Origin of the sequence: Roseivivax sp. GX 12232 (assembly GCF_021272185.1) — a bacterium.
In the GTDB taxonomy this organism is placed as follows: domain Bacteria; phylum Pseudomonadota; class Alphaproteobacteria; order Rhodobacterales; family Rhodobacteraceae; genus Roseivivax.
Window position 1 is genome coordinate 451200 of record NZ_JAJSEC010000001.1, and the last position, 21960, is coordinate 473159.

Here is a 21960-nt window from a genome sequence, read left to right on the forward strand (position 1 = left end):
ATCTCGGCGCGACCTGGGACGTTAGCGCCTACGCCGACCCTCAGGCCGAGCGTTCGCGTATCAGATACCCCGAAATTCGAGCTGTGCCGCTGATTGGGCCATTCGAAACCGCGGCCCGGCCCAAAGACAAAGGGTGCGCCCGGAGGCGCACCCAGCTGCTTCACCCGAAGGTAAGGGAGGTTACTCTTCGAGGATCGCGAACTGCTCGGGGGCCGCGGGTCCCGGGAAGCCCAGGTTGACCGTGCCGCCGTGCAGCACATCGGGCACATTCCGCAGCCGCTTGGTGTGGAAGCCGATGTTGTTGGCCGGCAGGCAGATGCCGGGAACGTTGAACTGCTCTTTGTGGATCGCCAGGATGTCGCGGTAGAGCTGGTTCTGCCGGTCGAGGTCCGGCTCCTTCTGCATCGCCTGGTGCAGGGAGATGACCTCCTTCATCCACGCGGGCGGCTCCTGCGGATCGCTGCCCACGCCGGTCGCCCAATGCACCCAGCCGGTCATCCAGGCGCTGTCGGGGTGCAGCGGCACATAGGCCCGGGGGAAGATGTAGGCCCCCATGGACGCGCCATCGCCGTCATCGATCAGGATGTGATGCTGGTTGGAGTCCCGGAAGGCGTTCTTGGCCGATTTCTCCACCGAGCGCCATTCGACGTTGAGACCGATCTCCTGCCAGGCCTCGGTCAGGAAGGGCATCATGTCGACATAGGGCTGACGGTCCGCCCGCACCGTGGCGATCATCGCGATCGGCTCGCCGTCGGGCGTCATCCGCCACCCCTTGGAGTCGCGCTGGTCATAGCCCGCCTCGTCCAGAAGCTGGTTGGCCCGCGCCACGTCGTGTTCGGTGAACTGGGTGCCCATCTCCTCGTCGTAGAAGGCCGCCTCCTCGGGACGCGGAGAGGTCTGATGCGCCGGGCTGCACTGCCCCGCGTAGATCAGCTGGCTGATCTCCTCGCGGTCGATGGCGTGGCTCATGGCGATCCGCACGTCGCGGTCGTTCAGCACCTTGCGGACAATCGGGTCCTGCGCGGTCCGGTTCATGTGGATCTGGATCGGCGAGGACCGGGCGACCACGATCTCGAAGTAGTCGAGGTCGGCGCGCTCGATGTTCTCGAAGAAGACCGGCCGGTTCTCGGCGGTGTTGATGTAGCGGGCGATCCAGTCGACCTCGCCGTTGACCGCCTTGAGAAGCATGACCTCGCGGTTCTCGACGATCTCCATCACGGCCCCGTCGATATAGGGCAGCTGGTTCCCCTCGTCGTCGACCTTCCAGTAGTAGGGATTGCGCGCGTATTCGACCTGCGTCGGGTCGGATTCAGGGCGCGTCAGGACCCAGGCGTTGATCGTCGGCTTGTCGATGTTCTGGAAGGGATCGAGCTTGTCCTGGAACATCTCGTACCAGCTTTGGTAGCCTTCCTCCGCGGCCAGGGCCCCGGCGTCGTCGTTGAACCCGCCGTGGAACTGCTCGAGGTAATGCGGCGGATAGTTCGCCAGCCAGTTGGCATGGGGCTGCGCCAGCAGGATCGGGAACATCGCGTTGGACTGACCCAGCGTGATTTCCAGGGTGTAATCGTCGATCGCGCGCGCCGAGACCTCCTGATTGACCAGGAACTGAAGGCGGTTGGTCGGGTCGATGTTCTCGTCCGGCTGGACGTGATCGAAGAACCAGACGATGTCATGGGCGGTGAAGGGATGGCCGTCGGACCACCGCATGCCTTCGCGCAGGTCGAAGGTGAAGACGGATGCATCCTCGTTCACCTCGTAGCTTTCGGCGATGTTCGGCACGACGCCATCGGCGTCCTGGTTCCAGCGCAGAAGCGGCTCGTAGCCGTAGAACAGCCACAGCACGGCTTCGTCGCCCCCGCCCGAGTACAGCTGGCGGAGGGTTCCGCCGTAGCTGCGGACCCCTTCGACCGGCGCATGCACGAAGGGCTCCGTTCCGACCCGCTCGGCCACCGGCGGCAGGTCGCCGCTTTCCACCAAGGCGTCGAGCATGGGCGCCTGCCCCGTCGCGGATTGCGCAAGCGCCGCGGTGCCGGTGCTGGCAAGCAGGGCCGCGAGCGTGACGCCCAAGCCTGTCCTCATGAGAGTCTGAGTGTCGCGTGCCATTCTGTCCTCCTCCATTGGCCACGGTGTGCCCGCTCCTCCGGGGCCGGTTTCGGACCCACCTGAAACGCGCTTACAATCATACATTATCCACTATCTGTCGATTCGACTAATACTCGCACTTGGTTCACCGATAACCGGATGTTATGAGTAGACATGAGCGGCCCGGCCAAACGTATCAATCTGCGCCAAATGGAGATGCTGTGGGCGATCCTGCGCCACGGCACTATGGGCAAGGCGGCACAGGCGCTCAATATTTCGCAGCCGGCGATCAGCCGCATGGTGCGCTACGCGGAGGACCGGACGGGCCTGCAGCTCTTCGAGCGGCGCGGCTCGCGGCTTGTCCCGACACCCGAGCTGCTTCTGCTGGCGGAAGAATTCGACCGTGTCTTCACCAATGTCGACAGCGTCCAGAGGCTGACCTCGGCCCTGGCGGCGGGTTGGGGCCGCCCGATCCGCATCGCCTCGATGTCGATGATCGCCGACAGCTTCCTGGTCGAAAGCATGGCCGCGATGCGCCGCGACCACCCCAAGGTGCCGTTGGTCGTGATGATGAACAACCGCGCGGGCGTCGAGGCCTCGGTCCTGAATGAAAACGCCGATATCGGCCTGGTGCACGGATTCGTCGACGTCGAGGATCTGACCTCGGTGCCGATCGCCCTCGGCGGCGTTGTCTGCCTCATGCCCGAGGACCACCCGCTGGCCGATCTCGACGAGGTCACGCCCGGCGCGCTGGCGGAGGTCGACCTGATCACGATGGGGCGCCGCTCACCGCTCAGCCGGTCCCTCGACGCGGTCTTCGAGGAGCACGGGATCGACCGGCGCATCGCGGTCCAGATCGCGGACTCGCGCCTCGCGGCGGAATTCGTCCACGCGGGCATGGGCGTGGCGCTGGTCGACCCTTATTTCGTCGGCTCCATCCCCTTGGACGGCATGGCGATCCGCCCCTTCCGTCCCGCGGTGGAGACCTCCTGCTTCGTGATCCATGGACGCAATCGCATCCTGTCGAAGCATACCGAGCGGCTGATCTTTCACCTGCGCTCGGTCGGAGAGCGGTGGATGAGCGAACATGCCGCCCATATCCCCGCTCCCCGTTAGACGCGCCTAGCCGGTGGCCTTGGCCGCCGACACATCCTGCTTTCGGACCTGGCCTTTTGCCGCCTGCTCCGCCCAGAACGGGGCGGTATCGTAGTTCGGTGTGTCCAGTTCCTCGGTCTCGCCGCGCCAGAGCTTCGCCCCTTCGCGCATGTAGCGGATGGCGATGGCCAGGGCCTGGCCGTAGACGCTTTGATTGGCCTCGGCGCCTGCCGCAACCTCGTCGATGCGGCCCTGCTCTACCTGCGCACCGGACCGGACGGCTTCGGCCAGTTGAATGGCCGGGTCGTCCTCGCGGTAGAATTCCTCTTCGATCCGGAAGCGCTGCATCTTGTCGGGGTCGGGGTCGACATAACCCTCGACGAGCCGCGCGATGTCGATCGTCACCGGCTGGATGAAATCCACGCTCCGATCGAGCCAGCCGTCCATGTCCTCGATATTGGGCGACAGCGTGTGCAATCCCTGAAGGCCGCGCAGCACCATGGTGCGGGCGTAGTCCTCGATGGCCTGCCCGGTCGAGGTCGGGTTCGCCGCCAGCAGAAACTTGTTGAAGAAGGCGCCGTCCTCGCCGCCGCCGAAGACCTTCTTCAGCACGAAAGCGTCATGGTAGGCGTAGAGCCAGCGGTTGGCGGCCTCCAGCGGCCTCTCATGCGCCTCGTCCCGGCGCACGACCATGTTGCGATAGGGCTTGATGACATTGTCGATCGCCTGGTGCGGCAGGCCGCCCAGCGCATAGGCCAGCTTGCGGTCCTGGGCGGGATGGGCCTCGGCCTCACCCCAGGCGGCGCGGGCCCTCTTGATGATCGGGCCCATCCACTGGTTCCCCCCGCGCGAGACGGTGCCGAGGCGGGCGTATTCCAGGTAGGTTTCGATCACGCGGCTCAGTTCGGGGTCGAACTTGTCGTCCTGCACGGCAATGTTGCGGGCGTCCTCGAAGATCGCCCAGTGAGACAGCATATCGGACATGTCGCGGTCCTTTCGGTCAGAGGGATTCCAGTGCGAGGTCCGGTTTCGGCCGCGCGGCGTCGGCGGGATCCGACAGGGTCAGGTCCAGCGCGTTTTCGGTAAGGGTGATGGCATCGCCCGAGAGTTCCTTCAGCCGGGCGACGATCCTCGCGCCATCGGCGCTGGACAAGCTCAGCGGCGTCACCTGGTTGTCGGCGTCGCGCATCACCGGAACCAGGCGGATCCGGCACCGCTCCGATCCGTCGAAATCGAAGCGCAACATCAGACCGTCCTTGTGGCGGTCGTGCATCTTGGGCCAATCGAAGGCGAAGTTGCCGAGGCTGTAGAAGATCGGCTTGCCGTTGTGGAACTCGATCGGCTGGATCACATGCGGGTGGTGGCCCACGACGATGTCGATGCCCGCGTCGATGGCCAGCCGCGCCAGCTGGCGCTGGTAGTCGGTCGGCTCGGGCGAGCTCGACACCCCCCAATGACAGGACAGGATGGCGATGTCGGTCTCTTGCTTGAGGGCGCGGATCTCGGCCTGCAGCTCCTCGGCGTCGGCGGGCTCGACCCAGGTGACGACCTCGGGCGGGGCGCCCGGCATCTCCAGGGCCCGTCGGCCCGGACGATAGGCCGTGCCCGCACGGATCACCGCCGTGCCGGGCGTATCGCGGTCGGCGGCATGGCGGGACGGCCAGAAGACGGTGGTGAAGCTCAGAACGCCGATGCGCAGATCGCCGTGCCGGAAGATGGCCGGCCGCCTGGCAGCTGCGCGGGTCTCGCCGACGCCGGCAAAGGCCACGCCGGCCTGGCGCAGAACCTGCGCGCTGCGCAGCGCGGCGGTTTGCGGATAGCTGACATTGCTGGCGCAGCTGACGGCGTCGATGCCCGCGTCGGTCAGCGCCCGCACCATGTCGGGATGCGAATGCCGCCAGCGCTCCTTGTGCGGGATGTCCGGGTCGGCGGGATCCTCGGAGGGTTCGCAGAGGGGCCCTTCGAGATGCAGGAACCGGAGATCCGCGGCCTCGAGCACAGGCAGCACGCCCGCCAGCGCCGAGACCGGGTTCTCGCGGTTCTGGATATTGGTTTCGCCCGCGATGACCAGGCCTGTCAGGGCTTGGTCGAAGGGGGCCAGGGGAAGCTCGGATGTCGCCATCGGGTCAGATCTCCGTCACATTACCTGACATAGATCGCCCCTGCCCTTGATAACCTCAAATCAAACTATGTCTCCAGGCCATAACCGATTGTTAAGTCGCACGGCTTACCGCGGGTCTCCATTGCGCCGCGCAGGCCAAAGCGGGGCTGCCTGAACCGCCCCCTCAGCGCCGCCGCGCTGATACGGACCGGGCTTGCGCTTCGCAGTCCATAAACCGGAGACATCCGCGACACCCGCGCGGACCCGCCCAGAAAACCACAACTTGCCCCTACGTCAACTTGCGTCTAATCAAGGCACGCCCGCCTGAGCCCCGCCGTTCAGGCTCAGCCGTTTGACGAATTTTCCGGGAAGGTCTCCTCCGACATGCTGGATCACGCCGCTATCGCCGAGACGCTCGGCGACCACTACGACCTTGCGCCTTCGCCAGAGACCGCGGACCGGCTGGGCCCCATCTACGCGCGCATGCGCCGGGTGGTTCCGCCGGCTGACTGGGCCCTGCATGCCCCCTATGTCGCGGCGATCAACGACCTCAAGGCCGAGCGCAACGCCGTCATCCTCGCGCATAACTACATGACGCCGCAGATCTACCACGGCATCGCCGACGTCGTTGGCGACAGCCTGCAGCTGGCGATCGCCGCCGCCGAGATCGAGGCCGATGTGATCGTGCAATGCGGCGTGCATTTCATGGCCGAGACCTCGAAGATCCTGAACCCGGGCAAGACCGTGCTGATCCCGGACATGGACGCCGGCTGCTCGCTGGCCGAGAGCATCACGCCCGCAGACATCGCTGGGCTGCGCCGCCGCTATCCCGGCGCGCCGGTGGTGACCTATGTGAACACCTCGGCCGAGGTGAAAGCCGCCTCCGACATCTGCTGCACCTCCTCGAACGCCGCGCAGATCGTCGCCGCGCTCGACGCCGAGACGGTGATCATGGCGCCCGACAAATACCTGGCCCAGAACGTCGCGCGGCAGGTGCCGCAGAAGACCGTGGTCTGGCACGACGGGTCCTGCATCGTGCACGAACGGTTCACCGCGCGCGAGTTGCAGGAGTTTCGGGAGTGGCAACCCGACACCCGCATCATCGCGCACCCCGAGTGCCCGCCGGACGTGATCGCCGAGGCCGATTTCTCCGGCTCGACGCATGGCATCATCGACTATGTGACCCGCGAGCAGCCGGGCAAGGCGCTTCTGGTGACCGAATGCTCCATGGCCTCGAACATCTCCGACGCGCATCCGGCAGTGGAGTTCGTGGGCCCCTGCAACATGTGCCCGCACATGAAAAAGATCACGCTCGAAAAGGTGCTCTGGTCGCTGCACAGCATGCAGGGTGTCGTCGAGGTCGATGCGAGTCTTGCCAAACCCGCCCGACGCGCCGTGGAGCGGATGATCGACCTGTCCCGGCAAGCGCAGGCCTGAGGACATGCCGGACCGCAGGACGTTCGAGGCAACTTCCGTTCGGGCAGGGGTTCCCACCTTGCCCCACCCGTCGAAAAGGCCCGCCCGGTCCAACCGCAGATCGAAGGAAAACTCCCGATGCCCGTCCCGCCTCTTCCCGACCTGATCCTTGACCCACTGGTGCGCGCGGCCTTGCTCGAGGATCTCGGGACCTCGGGCGACCTGACCACACGGACGGTCATCCCGCCCGGCACGAGGGCTCGGGCGCGTCTTACGAGCAGAGAGGCGGGCGTGGTCTCGGGCATGCAGATCGCCCGGATGGCCTTCCAGCTTGTCGACCCGGCTCTCTCCGTGACCACGCACTGCCTGGACGGGGCCCGCGTCCGCCCGGGCGAGGTGCTGATGGAGATCGAGGGAGAGGCCGCCGCCCTCCTCGCCGCCGAACGCGTGGCGCTGAATTTCGCCGGCCGGCTCTCCGGGATCGCCACCACCACCGCGGCTTATGTCGCCGAGACCCAGGGCACCGCCGCCCGGATCACCTGCACCCGCAAGACGACCCCCGGCCTGCGCCTCGTCGAGAAACAGGCGGTTCTGCACGGAGGTGGCTTCAATCACCGGTTTTCACTCTCGGACGCGATCCTTGTGAAGGACAACCACATCGCCGCGGCGGGAGGCATCGCCCCGCTTCTGCGCGCGATCAGGGCGCAGGCCTCGCACATGGTGCGCGTCGAGATCGAGGTCGACAGTCTCGACCAGCTTGGCGAAGTGCTGGAGGACGGCGGCGCCGATGCGGTCCTGCTCGACAACATGTCGACCGAGACCCTGCGCTCCGCGGTCGCAATGACCCACGGCCGCCTGCGGCTCGAGGCCTCGGGCTCCATGCGGCTCGACCGCATTGCCGAGGTCGCGGCCACGGGCGTCGACTACATCTCCGTCGGCGCGCTGACCCACAGCGCGCCCACGCTCGATCTCGGCCTCGACATCTGAGGGTTGGGGCGGTTGGTAGGCAGGAATCCTTCCGGAGGGAGGGCGTCGTCAGACCTATGAAAACAAGGGGTTCCGGCGAGGGCAAAACGCTCAGGATCAATGCAAAAAAGCCGGCTGGCGGTGGGAACGGGACCGGCGTCGAACCTTCTCTCCATTTACCTAAGAAAGCCCACTGCACTCTGGTCTCAACGCGAGCCTGCTGTCTGCTGAAAGTCAATCACCTAAGTAATTGATTTCGCTTTAAGGTTCAATAATGACCATGCAGGATTCGTCTTCGTTGCGAGCAACTCCCATAAATATGGCACCCGTTACTGAAGAGCGACGCAACTCGACTTCGAGGTCCAAGCCTAGGCACCGCTCGAGTCTTTGAAGTCTTTGTGGCGTAACCGTACCCGTCACATATAGCTCGCGCTCTGTGTTCGCTAATCTCGTAAGGATCACCGGGGCAGCCAGCCGAGCCTCGATTACTGGTGCCCCCCTGGACCAGCGAGACTGAGTGGTTGGAGGTGCTGGCTCCTCGGCCTCGACAAAATCCGCGGCTTGGGACAAAAGAACTCGTAAGGTTTCAGCCTGTCGCTGCACTTCGAGCTGCTGCGCTTCGTCATGCAGACCAAGCCCGCCAATCAGCCTGTCTTGGTGAAAAAGCCCGTCCTTGATCAGCACTTTCGCGACCTCGACGGCGGCCTCTTCAGAATTGGGATAGAACGCCCGCAGGGTGATTGGCCGAAATTTCGACAGGCTGTTCCACCCCCAACGTTCCAGTCCGACCGTGAAAACCGCCTCCCAGAACCCGAGCTCGTCCGAGGTCGCATAATCGAAGACCACGCTGGTGATCGTGACGAATTGGCCGGCAGGCGCCGCCGATACCAAGAACCGCACCATGTCTTTGAGCCCGTCTCCGGCCGCAACGACCAACCGTTCATGTTCTTTCTGGTCGAAGGTACGCAGCGCCGCCTCGATGGCGACCGCAAGGCGTTTGCGTTCGGGCGGAAGCGCGGCGAAGCCACCTTTCATCCCCGAAACGAAGTCCGCATAGGCGGATCTCAGAATGTCGCCCTGAAGGGTGCCTGCCGGGACGGTGAAAGCGTATTCGAAGAGCGGTGCGACATCGGTGTCTAGAAAGCTCAGCAGGCTACCGTCTTCGCGTATCCAGTAGCTGCCCTGCGGTGTCGTCAAGCGATAGGCTGGCGGGCCTCCGGCCTTGAATCGCGCACGGTCGAACCGCGCGCTGTCCCGCAGCGCCGCAAAGAATACCGCGCGCAGAGCCGCGTTGCCTTGCGTCGGGACCGCAGTATTCCATGCCGTCGCGTCGAAGTCGATCTCGGCTAGCCACGCAGCGATGACACCCTCGGCCCCCGCTGGCGTGAGCAGTGTCAGATCCAAAACGTCGGGTTTGGGATCTCCCAGCTCCGTGCCATTGGCGACAGGCTGGGGCAATTCCGCGACGCGACGCAGCAAGGGATTGAGCCAAGGCTTCCCCGTCATTTGTCGAAGTTCGGCCCCCCATGTGCCGCCGGTGAGGTCGGTGGCCGACAGGGTGCGCACCGCGGCCGCGCTGAAGGCTTCGGTCAACAGTTCCTTCGTGACCGCGATCCGTTCGTCCGACAGGCGCAGTGCTGCCTCCAGCGCTGGCGCTGCGGCGCCGTCGCCATAGGCAATCAGCTCTTCCCGCTCCAGCCTCAACGCGTCTAGGGCACGGTCGAGCGTATCGAGATTACCGGCGATGCCGGCCAAACCGTCCTGGGCCGCCTGCAGCCTTGTCTGATCGTCCGACAGGGCGACCGACAGCGCAAGTTGCGCCAGATGATCGGCACCAAAGATCTGCCATACCAGATCCAGTCCTGCCATAACGGTGCGCATCTCGGCAAAGCCGGGTGCACTGATGCCGGCCGCGTCCATGGACTGCCCGATTTTCTCGATCTCGGCATAGCCCCATAGCGCTTCGCCGGCGACAATCCGGCCGCTGCGCCAGCCGCCGACGAAGGTGACCATGGCGCCATAAAGCCGGTCGTGATCGGGCCCGTAGCGATCCGCGATATGGGTCTCGCGTTCCTTTGCCAGTTCTTCGAGCAAGGCGCGCCGCGCCTCGAAATCCACGGTGTGACGGGCAATCAGCGTCTGCGCGTCGGCATACTCACGCTCCAACTCGCGCAAGTCGAGGCGCTCGTCGTGGTTCAGCTCGTTCAGATCTCGCGCCAGTTGGTCGTCAATCGACTGACGTTGAATTCGAAAGAGACGAAGTTCGTCATCAAGTAGGGCTCTTGTTTGCGCAATACTTGCGCCGACGGTTTGAACTTCGCTCTGGGCTGAACTCAGTATCGTCTCGATGCTATCTCGCTTTGCCATGAATCCGCATGTATCCGGATTGTGGCAATGTGTTCTTTGCGCTTCATTTGCGGCGTCACAGGCAGCAAGATGGTTTTGCAAAGCGACCCTGGCCATTGACTGTAGTCGCTCTGCTCTTGCGACCTTCCGCTCTGCCTCACTAAGTTCGACCAGTTCGTCTCTCAATCGACTTTCGCGCTCTGCTACTTCACCGCGCAAGTTCTGGACTTCTTCAGAATGGAGTGTTCGAAGGTCGTTGCGCAATGAGGCATATATTTCTCTTTCCTCAGAAATCTCGGATGCCGCATGTTTTGCCTTGCGGCGCGCCTCGCCCAGCCTGTCAAAGCGAGCGTCGTTGCCCATCACGAAGTCCTCGTGCAGCGCCTCGAGATCCGATGTGATCGAAAGCACCTCTTGGCGGGCTTGCAAATACTGGTTGAGCAGCGCCTGAAATTCAGCCACACGCGCCATGACGTCCGCACGTTTGGCTGCCCGCGCCTTGTCAAGGCGGGTCAGCTGCGCCTGCAGGTCCAGAACGGTCTGCGACAACCGCGCGCGATCGGCCAATAGCACGTCTTTCTGCTGGCGCAGGGCGGCACGGCGCGCCAAGAATTGCCGCTCCTGATCCGCGATGACCCGCAACCTTTCATCAACCGTGCCGTCGGGCGGCGCTGCCTGGAAGTGGGTGCGAAGGGCGCGATGCTCTTCTGACCGCGCATGCTGCGCGAGCCGGTCGAGGTACTGCGCGATCGGCGGGCCGATCCCGCCATCACCGTCTGCATCCAGTTCAGAGGGAAAAACAGGATCAACCCGGTTAGGGCCCGGCGGCGCATCCGCGAGGATCTGATCCTGATGCGAAGACAAGCCCGCGACATCCGGCGTGATTACCGAACCGGGCGTGCCGACGGGCCGGTTGTTGTGGTCCCGCAAGAGCGCGAGCAGGGTCTGTCCGTCCGGGGCGCCCAGTATCGGGTCGGCCTTGGCCGCAAGCAGGTCGGACACCAGATCGAAGGCCCCGGCTTGCGCCGCAATAACTGCGGCCGGCCGGCCCATTGCATCGCGGCCGTTCGGATCTGCGGCGTTGCGCAGAAGCACGCGCATCGCCGCAGCATGCCCACCCGACACGGCCAAGGCCAGCGCGGTTTCGCCGTTGTCGCGGCTGGCATTCGCAGAGGCGCCCCCCTGCAGCAGAACGTCCATCGTTTCGGCATGCCCGGCGAAAGCGGCCGCGACAAGCGCGGTGCCCTGCGACCCCGACCGCAATTGCGGGTTGGCTCCCGCCTGCAGCAATGCGGCGGCGATGTCGCGGCGTCCAGCCGCTGCGGCCATCATAAGGGAGCGCCTGCCAAACCGATCGGGGGTGTCCGCGGCCGCGCCCGCGCGCAAAAGCGCGGTGACCGCCTCGGTGCGGCCTGAGGCAACGGCAAGCTGAAGCGGCGTGCCAAACCGGCCCGCTGCATCGATCTCGACCGTGCCCCGGCCCAGCAGATGCAAGACAGCCGGCGGGACGTCCTGCGTGACGACACCGGCCAAAACCCCGTCCTGCAGCGAGGCGGGCAGCGAAAAGCGCCGATGCCGGTCGAAATCCGCGCATAAGGTCTCGAGATCGCCGGCGACCGCCGCGCTGCGCCAACGGTCCAGCAGCGCTGTCGAAACGGGTTTCAGCGCCGTGTCCCACTCATCCAAAAGCGTTCTGGTTGCCGCGTGCGCGCCGTCGATCGGACGTCGACCCACACTGTCGAGAATGAAAGGCGAGGCTCCGTATTGCCAGAGAAGGCTCACTATCGCCGCGCCGTCCGATCGCGCCGCGGCTACGGCAAAGATCGTGCGTCTGGCCGGATCCCCATTGGCGCGCCCGTTTGGGTTGGCACCTGCCTTCAAGAGCGTTTCGACAGCGCCGGTATCACCCAACCGAACGGCATTCAGAAGAGCGCCGGGCGTGGGTGATTTCGCAGCCGAAGCGATAGCACTTGCACAGATGCTTGATGGATCCGCCTCCGCCATGCTGGACCAGAGGAAAAGCAGGCCGCTGCAAAGGGTCCGACGGAGTGCGGTTGGCATAGTCACGTGTGGTTCACCGCGCCGGACAGGAGAGACCAAGCGCACTGATCATGCGATCGAGTCTGTCTTCCTTTGTATCGAGAGCCAGATAAGCTTCGCGCTCTGCCTTGAGTTTTTCGCGTAGGTTCGCGGGCATATTTTGCAACATCTCGTCGGATGGAAAGCGCCGGCTTAACATTGCGCGGCCAAACATCGCCTGGCTACACACCGTCTGTTCTAGAGACAGCCTGCCCTGGGGTGTTTCCAACGGGTCGAGGGATATGCCTGCTTTCTCGAGTGGTTCAAGGCATGTGTCACAGGCTTGGCTGACCAGAAAGAAGGCAAAAGACGTCGGTGGGCCGAACGGGCTGGGCACGTCGCGTGCTGTATCTGCACCTTCGGACAGTAGCAGGTCGAGCACCGCGCCATGGTTGCCGGCGACCGTGCGCATCACAGGCGTGAAGCCTTCGTTGTCGACCAATGACACATCGGCGCCGCGAGCGATCAATACCGCCACCTTAGACAGGTTCCCGCGCGTCGCGGCGTAATGCAGAAGGCTGCGCCCTGAGGCATCCGTTGCGTTTACGTCCGCTGCACCCATTCCATCGGCGCGCGGTACAACAGCCAGCACGCGCGCATCGCAGAACCCGGCATCACGATCCGAGAGAACCGGCAGGCTACCATCATTCTGCAACACAAGAAGCTGCAGATCTCTGAGACCCTTTCCTGGCGCGAGGGCAAGGGCGTAATTAGCAATTCGAGTATGCGCGGACGGCTCTGGCAGTCGCCCAGCTTTCAACGCCATCGCGTCGTTGAAAGTCGCCGTCCAGTCGGGGAACGGCACGGGCCCATCATTCGGCGGAATGGCGAAGGCAGGAGGGCCGTCGTCGTCTTGAAAGACGTCGATCCGCAAAGCGGTCTTCGCAGTCGTGAAAAGCCGGCCGTGCAGGTCCTCGAACTCGTCGACTGGCGTTTCTGACAAGATCGGAACACCGCCGATTATGTTGTTTGGGTAAACTGGCACTGGCACGAGAAACAGCGAGAGCTCGCCGGCGATCGTTGTGGCCACAAAGAGTTCGCTTGCGATGCCGGCGAAGGGAGCCGCTGTCAAGGTGATCCGCTCTGCGGCTCCCGGCGTGCCGGTCTCGGAATCCAAGGAAATTAAGTCGATCACCACGTTTGACGCCCGCGCAGCTTGCGACGGAAAGGGCGAATAGACTAACGCAAGCCAAGATCCGACAAAAGCTGCTCCCGCCAGATCCACTGATTGCGAGAGACCGTTCGCATCCGTCATCCGCGGCGCCTCGGGAAGGAACAGTTGTCCGCGGGGCGCAAGCGCACCTTGGGTCAGCGCCAAGGCGTGCAGGACCGGCTGCTGGCCTTTTGCATAGAGCGCGTAAGCGATTGGCAGACTTTGCGAGGACCAGACCCGGGCGCTTTCAAATTGCCAAACCGCCGGAGGCGCCATGGCCGAAAGACGGCCAGTTTGCGTGTTCACGCTATATATTTTCGAGAGCGTCCTGTCGTCTCCGCACCCAGATTGATCATCGAGGATCAGCGCACCAACAAAGCGCTCGCTATCCGCGCTGCAGAACTGGCTTATCTGCCCAAGGCTCGAGACGGACTCGATCAGAGGGAACTGCGTGCGCAGCGCGGCGACATCCGCGTCGTTCTGACGGAACACCTGTCCGATCTGCTGCGCAGCGATCACAACGTCTTCGACCGTTGAAAAAAGTGGACCGACTGGCGGAATGCCGCTCCCACCGCCATAGAGGGTGTCCACGTGAATGCTTGAACAGCGATAGGTCACGGGATCAGGGTTGGAAACGACGAATTCCACCGTCAGGCCATCTTCTGCGACTCGGCTCTGGATACCGAGATCATCGACACCCGCCGCAGCGGTTGTGGCGACAAGGGCGGCTGCCAGAACGGTTCCCGCGTAGCGCGTCATTGTGCGAAGGCCAGAGCTTGGAATTGCGGCTGGGTGATCGCTCCCGCTGCCGTGTAAGGCTTACCCCCGGCGCCAAATTCCGTACCGGCGGCGCCTGACGGCACTTCCCAAGCGCATTCCCCGAAGACACAGCCGCATCTACGGCCGCCGTGGCCGTCTCCGGGAATGCCCGCGGGTCCGCCCCAGCCACCTTGACCTGATTGCAAGTTTAAGCTCATTTGTACGGGTTGCCCATTTCGAAAATATGGGATGGCATCGTCGACCGGCCACCAGCGCACTATCAGCGGGCGCACATTGCCGGGGGCTGCACCAGGACCGCCGTCTCCACCGATGCCACCATCGCCGCCGGGATCTCCATTGCTTCGCGAAAGGCCGCATCGCGATCCGCCGCCTAAACCGCCCTTACCGCCTTGACCGCCATGGCCCCCTGCTTGCGAACGCAAGACGACCTTTAAACCGTCAATTGCAGCGATGCCCAGTTCCAGCGTCAACTGTACGGTGTCCGCCCCCTCGGCCCCTGGGCTGCCACTCCCGCCTTTTTGACCTTTCTGGCCGTAGTCGGGCTGCCCGCCCTGACCACCTTGCCCCCCCATTTTCGCGCGCCGGTCGAACATCTGATAGATGGCGGAACCTTTCGACGCCTCAAAACGACTTACGCGCACCGTCAACGATTTGCCGGCATAACTTTGCGGGATTACCAGCGATGCATTGGTGCCAAGGCTTAGGAATTCGTACTTAATCTCAGCTAGCCCAGCTGGTAATTCAACCCGACCACCTTCTGGAACAATTAACTCACTAGCCTCAGAAATTGCTGCGAAAAAAAGTATAAACGCTCCAGCAAACATGATGCTTTGCAAAGATCCAACCCTCAAACATGTTCAGAACTCAGAAAGAATATAACAGAGGTTAGCGCAGGTTTTGAGTTATTTTCAACTCCGTCGCTTGCTCGGGGTATTCTAAATGCTCCAAGGGTGTGGCTGTGTTTCCCACCTTGTTCTGCAGCCCCACAAGGACGTGTGATCGCCCGCGAAGTGCCCATCATGCGCGCGGAAATATCCCTATAGCCCGACGGCATCACCTGCCGTCAGCGCCACCATCGTCCACAGCCAGAGGGCCGTGACTTCCGAGACATACGTGCCATTGACCTCGGCGATTGAGCCGCGGATTTCGGTCACGCAGTTCAGCACGAGCCGCCCGCGCATCCGAGCCGAGGTGCTGGAATTGATCTAGCAGAGCAGCGTCGCGCCCAAAAGGTATGTGCCGTCCAAGGGGCCGTGAACAGGTTGGTTCCGGCGTCGAACACACCTTGGTAGTTGTAGTCATTGTTGTTCAGATCGATCTACGTCCAAGCCCCCCCCACACCGACATGGTCGTCGTAGTTCGTGCAGGTCTTGCACCGTGGCAGCCGGGGCTGGTCGACGATGCCGTTGGCGTTGTCGACGCTCAGCCCGTCGAAGAAGGTGCTGCCATCGGCCGAGACCGCGAGGCGGAACTTGTCGGAGCCCAACGGGCCCACCAGCACCTAAGCCACGAAGCCGGTTTGCAGCGTGAGGCTGAGATCGTCGGCGGCCATTTCCTTGTTCATGGTGTAGAACAGATCGCCGGTGCCGCCCTCGGCGACGGCCATTGCCGTCCAGAGTGCGGCGTTCAGCTTGGCCGAGAACGGGTTCGATGCGTCCCCCGTGGAGCCCAGCACCAGCAACACGAGGTTCTGCAGCGCTGCGGGCAATGTGCCAATCCAACCTGCACCGTCATAGACCGGCAGCAGGCCCTCGTCCTCGACCCGTGCGCGCCAGCCGGTTCGGAGTGGCAGGCGCAGCCACGCGCCGTGGGTCCAGAACGCGACGTTCAGGTCCCAGTCCGCCCAGTCGCCGGTCGCGCCCGAGCTGACGATCTAAAGGTCCCTGTCGGCGGGGCTGGCGGGCGGCGCGGTCATGTCGCGCTCAAGAACCGAGAGTTGGACGAGCCCGTCGAGCAGTCGCGGCGCCTCGTTATGGGTGACGTGTTTCTGAGCCTGCGCCGCAATGATGTAGGGCAGTAGAAGATATGTCATCGCGTCGGTCATGGGAAAGCCTTCAGAATGTGAGCGTGACAGTTTACGGCGCACCCCGCCCGATGAGGGCAGAGAGATGGAAGATGCGAAGGTCGAGCGTGTCGCCGGCACCGAGCGGCGCAGCCCAATCGACGGTCTGGTCGGCAGACGTGTAGACCATGCTGGTGATTGATGCGCTCAGCACCCGCTTGACGGTCGCGCCGTCGAGAATCTTGACTTCGTAGGCTTCCCGTTCCTCGCTGAGCGGCATCTCAAGCCCGCCCAAGTTTTTGGTCGAGAGCGCGCGGGACCGGAGGGTCAAGCGGATGGTGAGATCGCCGGGCACAGGCGGCGTGAGCCATGACTGCTCGACATGCGCTACGGAGAAGGGTCGCACCCGGCACCGTCGGGCGTGAAGGCCTGCACCACATAGGTCTCGTCGCTGACCGACTGGCTTTTAAGGCCAATGCGCCAGTTCCACGGGATGCCGAGATCTTCCTCTGCGGCCGGCAGTTAGGCGAGACTGTCATGGAGCACCACCACTCGCGCGCCGGCGGCACACAATTGGGGGCGGTCCACAAGTGCGACAGCTACCCCGGAGAGCACGACGCCATCATCGAACGCGAGACGTGGGACCGCGTCCACGCCACTCTGCGGGGGAGACCGCGCAAACGCGCCGGCCGCACAAGCGCCGAGACGCATGTGCTGCTGAAGGGACTGCTGTTCGGCCCGGACAGGGCCGCCTTCTCCCCGACGCACACGCGCAAGGGCGACCGGCACTACCGCTACTATGTCAGCCAGACAGTGCTGAAGCACAGCGCCGGCTCGTGCCCAGTCGGACGTGTGCCTGCGGGCGAGATCGAGGCCGCGGTCATCGACCAGCTGCGCACCGCCTTCCGCCAGCCCGAGATCGTGGCGGGAACGCAGAAGGCGGCGCGCGCCCATGCCGACAACATCACCGAGGCCGACGCCGCGCAGCTCTGCAGCAATTGGACCGGCTGTGGGACGAACTCTTCCCCGCCGAACAGGCCCGCATCGTGGCGCTGCTGGTCGAGCGCGTCGACATCGGTTCGGACGACCTGCACGTACGGCTCTACGTCGACGGGCTCGGTAGCCTCGCGCGTGAGATGCTAGCTGGCGGCATCGAGGCGGCCGCATGACCCGCAGCACGCCGATCCCGGAGACTGTGACGCTCCATGTCCCGTTCCGCCTGGGGAAGCGCGGCGGGCGGAAGGAAATGCAGCTACCCGAGGGCGCCAAGAAGCCGCGCCGGACGGACAGCACGCTAATCAAGGCGCTGGCCCGTGCGTTCCGATGGAAGCGGATGCTCGATTCGGGCGAATACGCCACCATCGGCGAACTGGCCGGACGGGAGGGCATCGCGCCCTCCTACATGACCTGCGTTCTGCGGCTCACACTGCTCGCGCCTGGCATCATCGAGGGCATCTTGGATGGAAAGCAGTGGCTGGAGGTGACGCTCGCTCAGGTGCTAGAGCCGTTGCCCGTGGAGTGGAAACGACAGTTCACAAGGGGCTGAGGCACGTGTGAGCCGACGGCCCTACTCCAAGCGCTGAGAGCGTAGCAAGCACCAATCCCACCCCCAACTTATTAAATTCAAGCCAATACTTAGGGCGCAATCGGCGCGCCTTTTCGTGATGGGGTTTGACTCACTTCAAGTAGTATATTCACCACTATTTCAGCATTACTCCCTAATAGATTTAAGCATGTCTGAAGACATAATTGGCCATAATGATTGACAAAATGCGCCCTAGTGCGCAGCTTTTCGATTGTCAGGCCGTCGCATATGTGACGGAATCGCTTTCGCAAGGAGGCGAACATGGATGGAAGCAGCCACGAAACCAGCGGCGTGAGCGCCAAGCAATCAGAAGTTTCCCGACCTCGCAGAGAGCCGGACCAACAAGGCTCTCGATGCCATTGGGCGTATTGGAAACCTATCGAACCGCTCGATCTACGAATGGGACGACGCTGAGGTTCGAAAGGTCATTAAAGCGCACAAGGACGCTGTGTCCGAGGCCGAGGCGGGCTTCGCTTCGCCCAAGGGAAAATTCGGCGCGAAGATCAAGCTGTAAGTGGGGAGGAGCAGATGGATAACCGAGAGTTCCTGGACCGGCTCATCGCCGCCGAAAACGTGGAGGAAGTCAGAGCGGCTTTGGCGGACTACAGGGAAAACCCGAATGTCGACCTCGTACCTTTCGGTCGGAGAGACAACAACCGTGGTGCGATTGAGGTCGCAAGCGACCCGGCTCGTTCCGCCATCGAACGGGTAACGAACGCACACGATGCGATCCTCGAGTACGAGCATAGCCAGCACGGCGGCAAACCGAAGAGCGGCTCACCACGTGAGGCTGCGGCCCACTGGCTGGGAGTACCAATGAAAGGGGGGCTGTCCGCGCTCGGCCCAGGCGACAGGCAGCGGCTTGCCGCTGAGACTGTAGTTCGCCTTGAGGAGGCTGAAGGTTGGCAATCTCGGCTCCTGACCGTGATCGACAGGGGTACGGGGATCGCACCGGACCAGATGGAAGGCACGATCCTAAGCCTTAATGAGAGCAATAAGATCCAGAAGCACTACCTTGCCGGAACCTACGGACAGGGTGGTTCGAGCACCTTGGTATTCTCCAAGTATGTACTGATCGTCTCCCGCGCCGCCGAGTCCGACGAAATTGCTTTCACGGTGATCTGGTATCAGGACTTGCCGGCTGATCAGTACAAGACGGGCCGATATGTATACCTCACCCGGGACGGTGGGTTGCTTGTCGCCAAAGCGCGCGACGGAGATCCGGAGCGTGGGACGGTGGTGAAGCACTTTGGCTACGACCTGTCTGGCTACACATCATCCATCGGGCCAAAGAGCCTCTACGGTGCGCTCCAGCGGGTCCTATTCGACCCTGTGGCGCCCATCCGGTTTGAAAACCAGGTTCACGGCTGGAACCGGACGATCAAAGGTTCACGGAACGCTCTGAATGGCGCTGTGGACGACGGAGACGAGGGCAGCGGTAAGGGGCCCGATATCGACTACCGACTCCCGACCTTCAACGTCTCGCTCGGCGACCACGGGGAGATCGGGGTCGAATACTGGGTCCTCTCCAGAAAGCTGAAAAAGGACGGCAAGCCCTCGAACGAGGCTCCGTCGCGGGCCTTCGTCGACAATACCAAGCCCATCGTCCTAACGCACAACGGTCAGAATCAGGGCGAGATCACGGGACGCCTGATCCAGAAAGACGCCGACCTGTTCTACCTTCAGAAGCAGGGGCGCCTGATCGTTCACGTGAACTGCGACCGCCTCTCCCCACAGGCGAAGCGGATGCTGTTCTCTTCCACGCGGGAACAGTGGCGAGAAGGCTTTATCCAGAGCACTATTCAGGAGGAGATCATCAGCCTGCTGAAGGCGGACGACGAGTTGCGCCGCCTTAACGAGAAGGCCCGCGACGAAAGCCTTCGCGACAAGGACGACGCGGCAGAGAAGCAGATCCAGCGGCAAGTGGCTCGTCTGCTACGCATTACCGGTCCGGCCGTGGCCGAGGTCGGCGGCGCGGCCGCCTCCAACGCGGGCGACGACAAGCCTAAAGGCGGCGGAGGCGAGTCTAAGCCGCCAGAGCCGATCGAGCCCAGTGACCCTCCGACCTTTGTGCGGATCGTTGCAGACCCGGACAAGCCGATCAAGTTCCACGCGGGACAACGGCGCATGGTTCGCCTCGAGACCGACGCGAACTCCGATTACCACGACCCGGACGATCCCGCGAAGAATAGGCTGAACGTCATCGTGGGCGACGATCTCGGAGTTTATGCCACGAGCCCGATCATTGGAGGCCGCTTCCGCATCGGCGTGAGAGCCAAGACCGAAATCGCACTCGGCAGCTCGGGCAGCATCCGCGTCGAACTCTACCGGCCGGGAGCAACGACCTTGAGCGACGAGCGGGAGTATTCCATCGTTGAGCAACCGAAGCCCAAAGAGGGGCAGAGGAAGAACCCCTTCCCACAGTTTCGTTTCGAGCCCGTCGGGGGACCTGACGACGAGAACTGGCTCTACGTGGCGGGCGACGCGGAAGACAGGGACGTGCGTCGGCACGCCAGTTCGGCTGAGATGACCTCGGAGGGCGTCCTCATCGTTTATTACTCCACGGCCTTCCCCAGGTTTGCAAATGAGAGGCGAAAGCTGGAGCAGCGAAGCCCGGCGATGGCCCTATCCTTCGAGCAGCGGTACAAGCTCTGGCTGGCGGTGCACGCGCTGCTCAAGCACGAGGACGAGGAGGCCTCCGCGGAGGAAGTCGCCGACGAGGAGGTCGCGGCAGAGATGGGCCGCCAAGAGCGTTGCCGGCTTGCGGCAATGGCGGCCATGATGGCAGCTCAGGAGGTGAAGAGTGGCATCTCCGAAGACGACACAGACGACGCGGCGGTGGCCTGACCGTCGTCGACGGACTGCGAGGGCTCCTGCTCGACCTTCGAAACTTGGAAGCCCTCGCACGTCGCTGTGACCGAGTCCGGTTTGAAGCGTCCGATCGAGTGAGCCGCGTAGGTCCAATCCGCCTCGACCGACAGCCAGCGGCGACCCAAGCCCTCCGCCACGGCCCCAGTGGTATTGCTGCCGGCAAACGGATCTAGGACAAGGTCGCCCTCGTCGGTAAGAAACTTGACAAAGAACTCAACCAGTGTGGATGGCATCCGCGCGGGGTGGACTGGGGCACCACGGTCAAGGCAAAACTTGCGGTAGCCGTCGCTGGAGAGCGTGTTGGCCGCCTTCAGCAGGTTGGTTGTCTCCACGAGGTACTCCGCGAAACCCTTCGGGGTGATGACACCGTCCATAGAGGGGAGCGCGTCCACGCCACCGACGTTTGGCGGGATCGCTCCATTGTTGTCCGCCTTGAAGCTTTCCGCGCCGATGTGGTGCTCGGACGGCCGGGCCCCGGCGTTGTACTTGCCGGTCTCGATTAGGCGCTTCATGCTTGGGCTGTATTCGCGCAGCACCTTCCGGTTGTCGGCTTTCGGGCGCGGATTTGGGGACATCCACCAGATGCGGGTGAAGGCGTCTTTGACCCGTGATCGCTCCTTGTTCACCCATTCAACCGGCGATGGCAGCCGGGCGGGGTTGTACCAGATAAACTCCTGGCAGAGGTGCAGGTCGCCCTTCTTGAGGAAGCGCAGGAACGCCTCCAAGACGTGCGTGGACATCGTCGGCTGGCCCGGCATCCAGGCGTTGCCGATCTCGATGACGATGGAGCCATCCTCCGTTACCATATCACGCAGAAGGGGAGCGAACTTGGCGAACCACCGGATGTAGTCTTCCCCCTGCAAGTTGCCGTAGCTCTTCTTAGTGTTCAGAGGAAACGGAGGGGAGGTGAACGCGAGCTGGACTTTGCCTCGCTCCTCCTGCATGGGCCTGCTATTGAGCACCTTGAGGGAGTCACCGCAGTAGGCGGCTCCGAGGTCCGTCTCGTAGACCGGTGTCGACGCTCGGCGCCCTTTCCTGAGCTCCGTAGCGATTGTTACATCGTGTGTCTTCCCCCATCCCGTCATGTCGTGAATCTGTCTCCGTAGGCTTTTCGACCACAATATATACGGTGCCAGCTGCCGTAAACTCCGAAATCTGGTCAGATGCGCTCGTTGCCACGCCCCCTGCGCAACTGGCTCAGGGCTGCATCAGCACCAACGAGTGCTGCCATGTACCCGAGCCACTGATGCCCGATTGGGGGCACCGGAAGCCGACGTCGGAAAGGCCATAGCCTGAGAACATCCGAACCCGGTCGTGGCAGACGCAAACGCGACTCCAATCCGAGCAATCTCAACGGCTTGAATTTTGTCAATACCTACATTGGCTTATGAGAAATTCGCCAAAATGGCGCAGTCATGGGGTCCGGAGAGCATCGGCCCTTAGAGACTGCTTCCGGGCCACCCGGTGCCACTGCCAGTGCTCAG

Annotated in this window: 15 protein-coding genes and 2 pseudogenes; 6 read left to right on the forward strand and 11 right to left on the reverse strand. The window is 63.2% G+C overall.

Annotation, left to right across the window (positions count from 1 at the left end; genetic code table 11):
* Positions 1–180: 180 nt before the first annotated feature.
* Positions 181–2067: an ABC transporter substrate-binding protein gene (locus tag LR948_RS01990; RefSeq protein WP_232752256.1), complete on the reverse strand. Its 1887-nt coding sequence runs from the start codon at positions 2065–2067 to the stop codon at positions 181–183.
* A 189-nt stretch (positions 2068–2256) separates the two neighbouring features.
* Here LR948_RS01990 and LR948_RS01995 point away from each other — a divergent pair, with 189 nt between their 5' ends.
* Positions 2257–3198, forward strand: coding sequence for a LysR family transcriptional regulator (locus LR948_RS01995; protein WP_232752257.1), 942 nt, complete (start codon positions 2257–2259; stop codon positions 3196–3198).
* A gap of 6 nt (positions 3199–3204) precedes the next feature.
* Here the strand turns inward: LR948_RS01995 and LR948_RS02000 are convergent, their stop codons facing one another.
* Both LR948_RS02000 and LR948_RS02005 read right to left on the reverse strand, forming a co-directional pair.
* Positions 3205–4161 (reverse strand): hypothetical protein, encoded by a 957-nt coding sequence (locus LR948_RS02000; RefSeq protein WP_232752258.1) that lies wholly within the window; start codon positions 4159–4161, stop codon positions 3205–3207.
* 16 nt (positions 4162–4177) lie between these two features.
* Positions 4178–5299, reverse strand: coding sequence for a CapA family protein (locus LR948_RS02005; RefSeq protein ID WP_232752259.1), 1122 nt, complete (start codon positions 5297–5299; stop codon positions 4178–4180).
* 363 nt (positions 5300–5662) lie between these two features.
* On the opposite strand from LR948_RS02005, the gene nadA reads away from it, so the two are divergent.
* Positions 5663–6715: a quinolinate synthase NadA gene (gene nadA / locus LR948_RS02010; protein WP_232752260.1), complete on the forward strand. Its 1053-nt coding sequence runs from the start codon at positions 5663–5665 to the stop codon at positions 6713–6715.
* Between the two features lie 117 nt (positions 6716–6832).
* The gene (gene nadC, locus LR948_RS02015; protein WP_232752261.1) at positions 6833–7681 is read left to right on the forward strand and encodes a carboxylating nicotinate-nucleotide diphosphorylase; all 849 of its coding nucleotides are present in this window, start codon (positions 6833–6835) and stop codon (positions 7679–7681) included.
* Between the two features lie 240 nt (positions 7682–7921).
* Here the strand turns inward: nadC and LR948_RS02020 are convergent, their stop codons facing one another.
* The 7 genes and pseudogenes from LR948_RS02020 to LR948_RS02050 all read right to left on the reverse strand — a co-directional run bounded on the left by LR948_RS02020 (position 7922) and on the right by LR948_RS02050 (position 16300).
* A complete protein-coding gene (locus LR948_RS02020) occupies positions 7922–11917 on the reverse strand; it encodes an ankyrin repeat domain-containing protein (protein ID WP_232752262.1) in 3996 nt (1331 codons plus the stop codon).
* A gap of 163 nt (positions 11918–12080) precedes the next feature.
* Positions 12081–13997, reverse strand: coding sequence for an ankyrin repeat domain-containing protein (locus LR948_RS02025; protein WP_232752263.1), 1917 nt, complete (start codon positions 13995–13997; stop codon positions 12081–12083).
* Positions 13994–14854 (reverse strand): hypothetical protein, encoded by an 861-nt coding sequence (locus LR948_RS02030; protein ID WP_232752264.1) that lies wholly within the window; start codon positions 14852–14854, stop codon positions 13994–13996. Before LR948_RS02030 ends, LR948_RS02025 begins: the two co-directional genes overlap by 4 nt.
* A 482-nt stretch (positions 14855–15336) precedes the next feature.
* Positions 15337–15504 carry a hypothetical protein gene (locus tag LR948_RS02035; RefSeq protein ID WP_232752265.1) on the reverse strand — a complete coding sequence of 56 codons (168 nt, stop codon included), beginning with the start codon at positions 15502–15504 and terminating at the stop codon, positions 15337–15339.
* Between the two features lie 15 nt (positions 15505–15519).
* Positions 15520–15726, reverse strand: a complete 207-nt coding sequence (locus tag LR948_RS02040; protein ID WP_232752640.1) for a hypothetical protein — start codon at positions 15724–15726, stop codon at positions 15520–15522.
* Between the two features lie 69 nt (positions 15727–15795).
* Positions 15796–16062, reverse strand: a pseudogene (locus LR948_RS18975) (DUF2793 domain-containing protein); the annotation flags it as partial.
* A 31-nt stretch (positions 16063–16093) separates the two neighbouring features.
* Positions 16094–16300, reverse strand: coding sequence for a hypothetical protein (locus LR948_RS02050; RefSeq protein WP_232752266.1), 207 nt, complete (start codon positions 16298–16300; stop codon positions 16094–16096).
* 299 nt (positions 16301–16599) lie between these two features.
* Between LR948_RS02050 and LR948_RS02055 the strand changes: the two are divergent.
* The 3 genes and pseudogenes from LR948_RS02055 to LR948_RS02065 all read left to right on the forward strand — a co-directional run.
* Positions 16600–17189: pseudogene (locus tag LR948_RS02055) on the forward strand (zinc ribbon domain-containing protein); the annotation flags it as partial.
* Positions 17186–17566 (forward strand): hypothetical protein, encoded by a 381-nt coding sequence (locus tag LR948_RS02060; RefSeq protein ID WP_232752267.1) that lies wholly within the window; start codon positions 17186–17188, stop codon positions 17564–17566. The pseudogene LR948_RS02055 and the gene LR948_RS02060, both read left to right, overlap by 4 nt.
* A 567-nt stretch (positions 17567–18133) precedes the next feature.
* On the forward strand, positions 18134–20452 hold the full coding sequence (locus LR948_RS02065; RefSeq protein ID WP_232752268.1) for a hypothetical protein: 2319 nt from the start codon (positions 18134–18136) through the stop codon (positions 20450–20452).
* Here the strand turns inward: LR948_RS02065 and LR948_RS02070 are convergent.
* A complete protein-coding gene (locus tag LR948_RS02070) occupies positions 20395–21420 on the reverse strand; it encodes a site-specific DNA-methyltransferase (protein WP_232752269.1) in 1026 nt (341 codons plus the stop codon). The genes LR948_RS02065 and LR948_RS02070 overlap by 58 nt on opposite strands.
* Positions 21421–21960 lie beyond the last annotated feature (540 nt).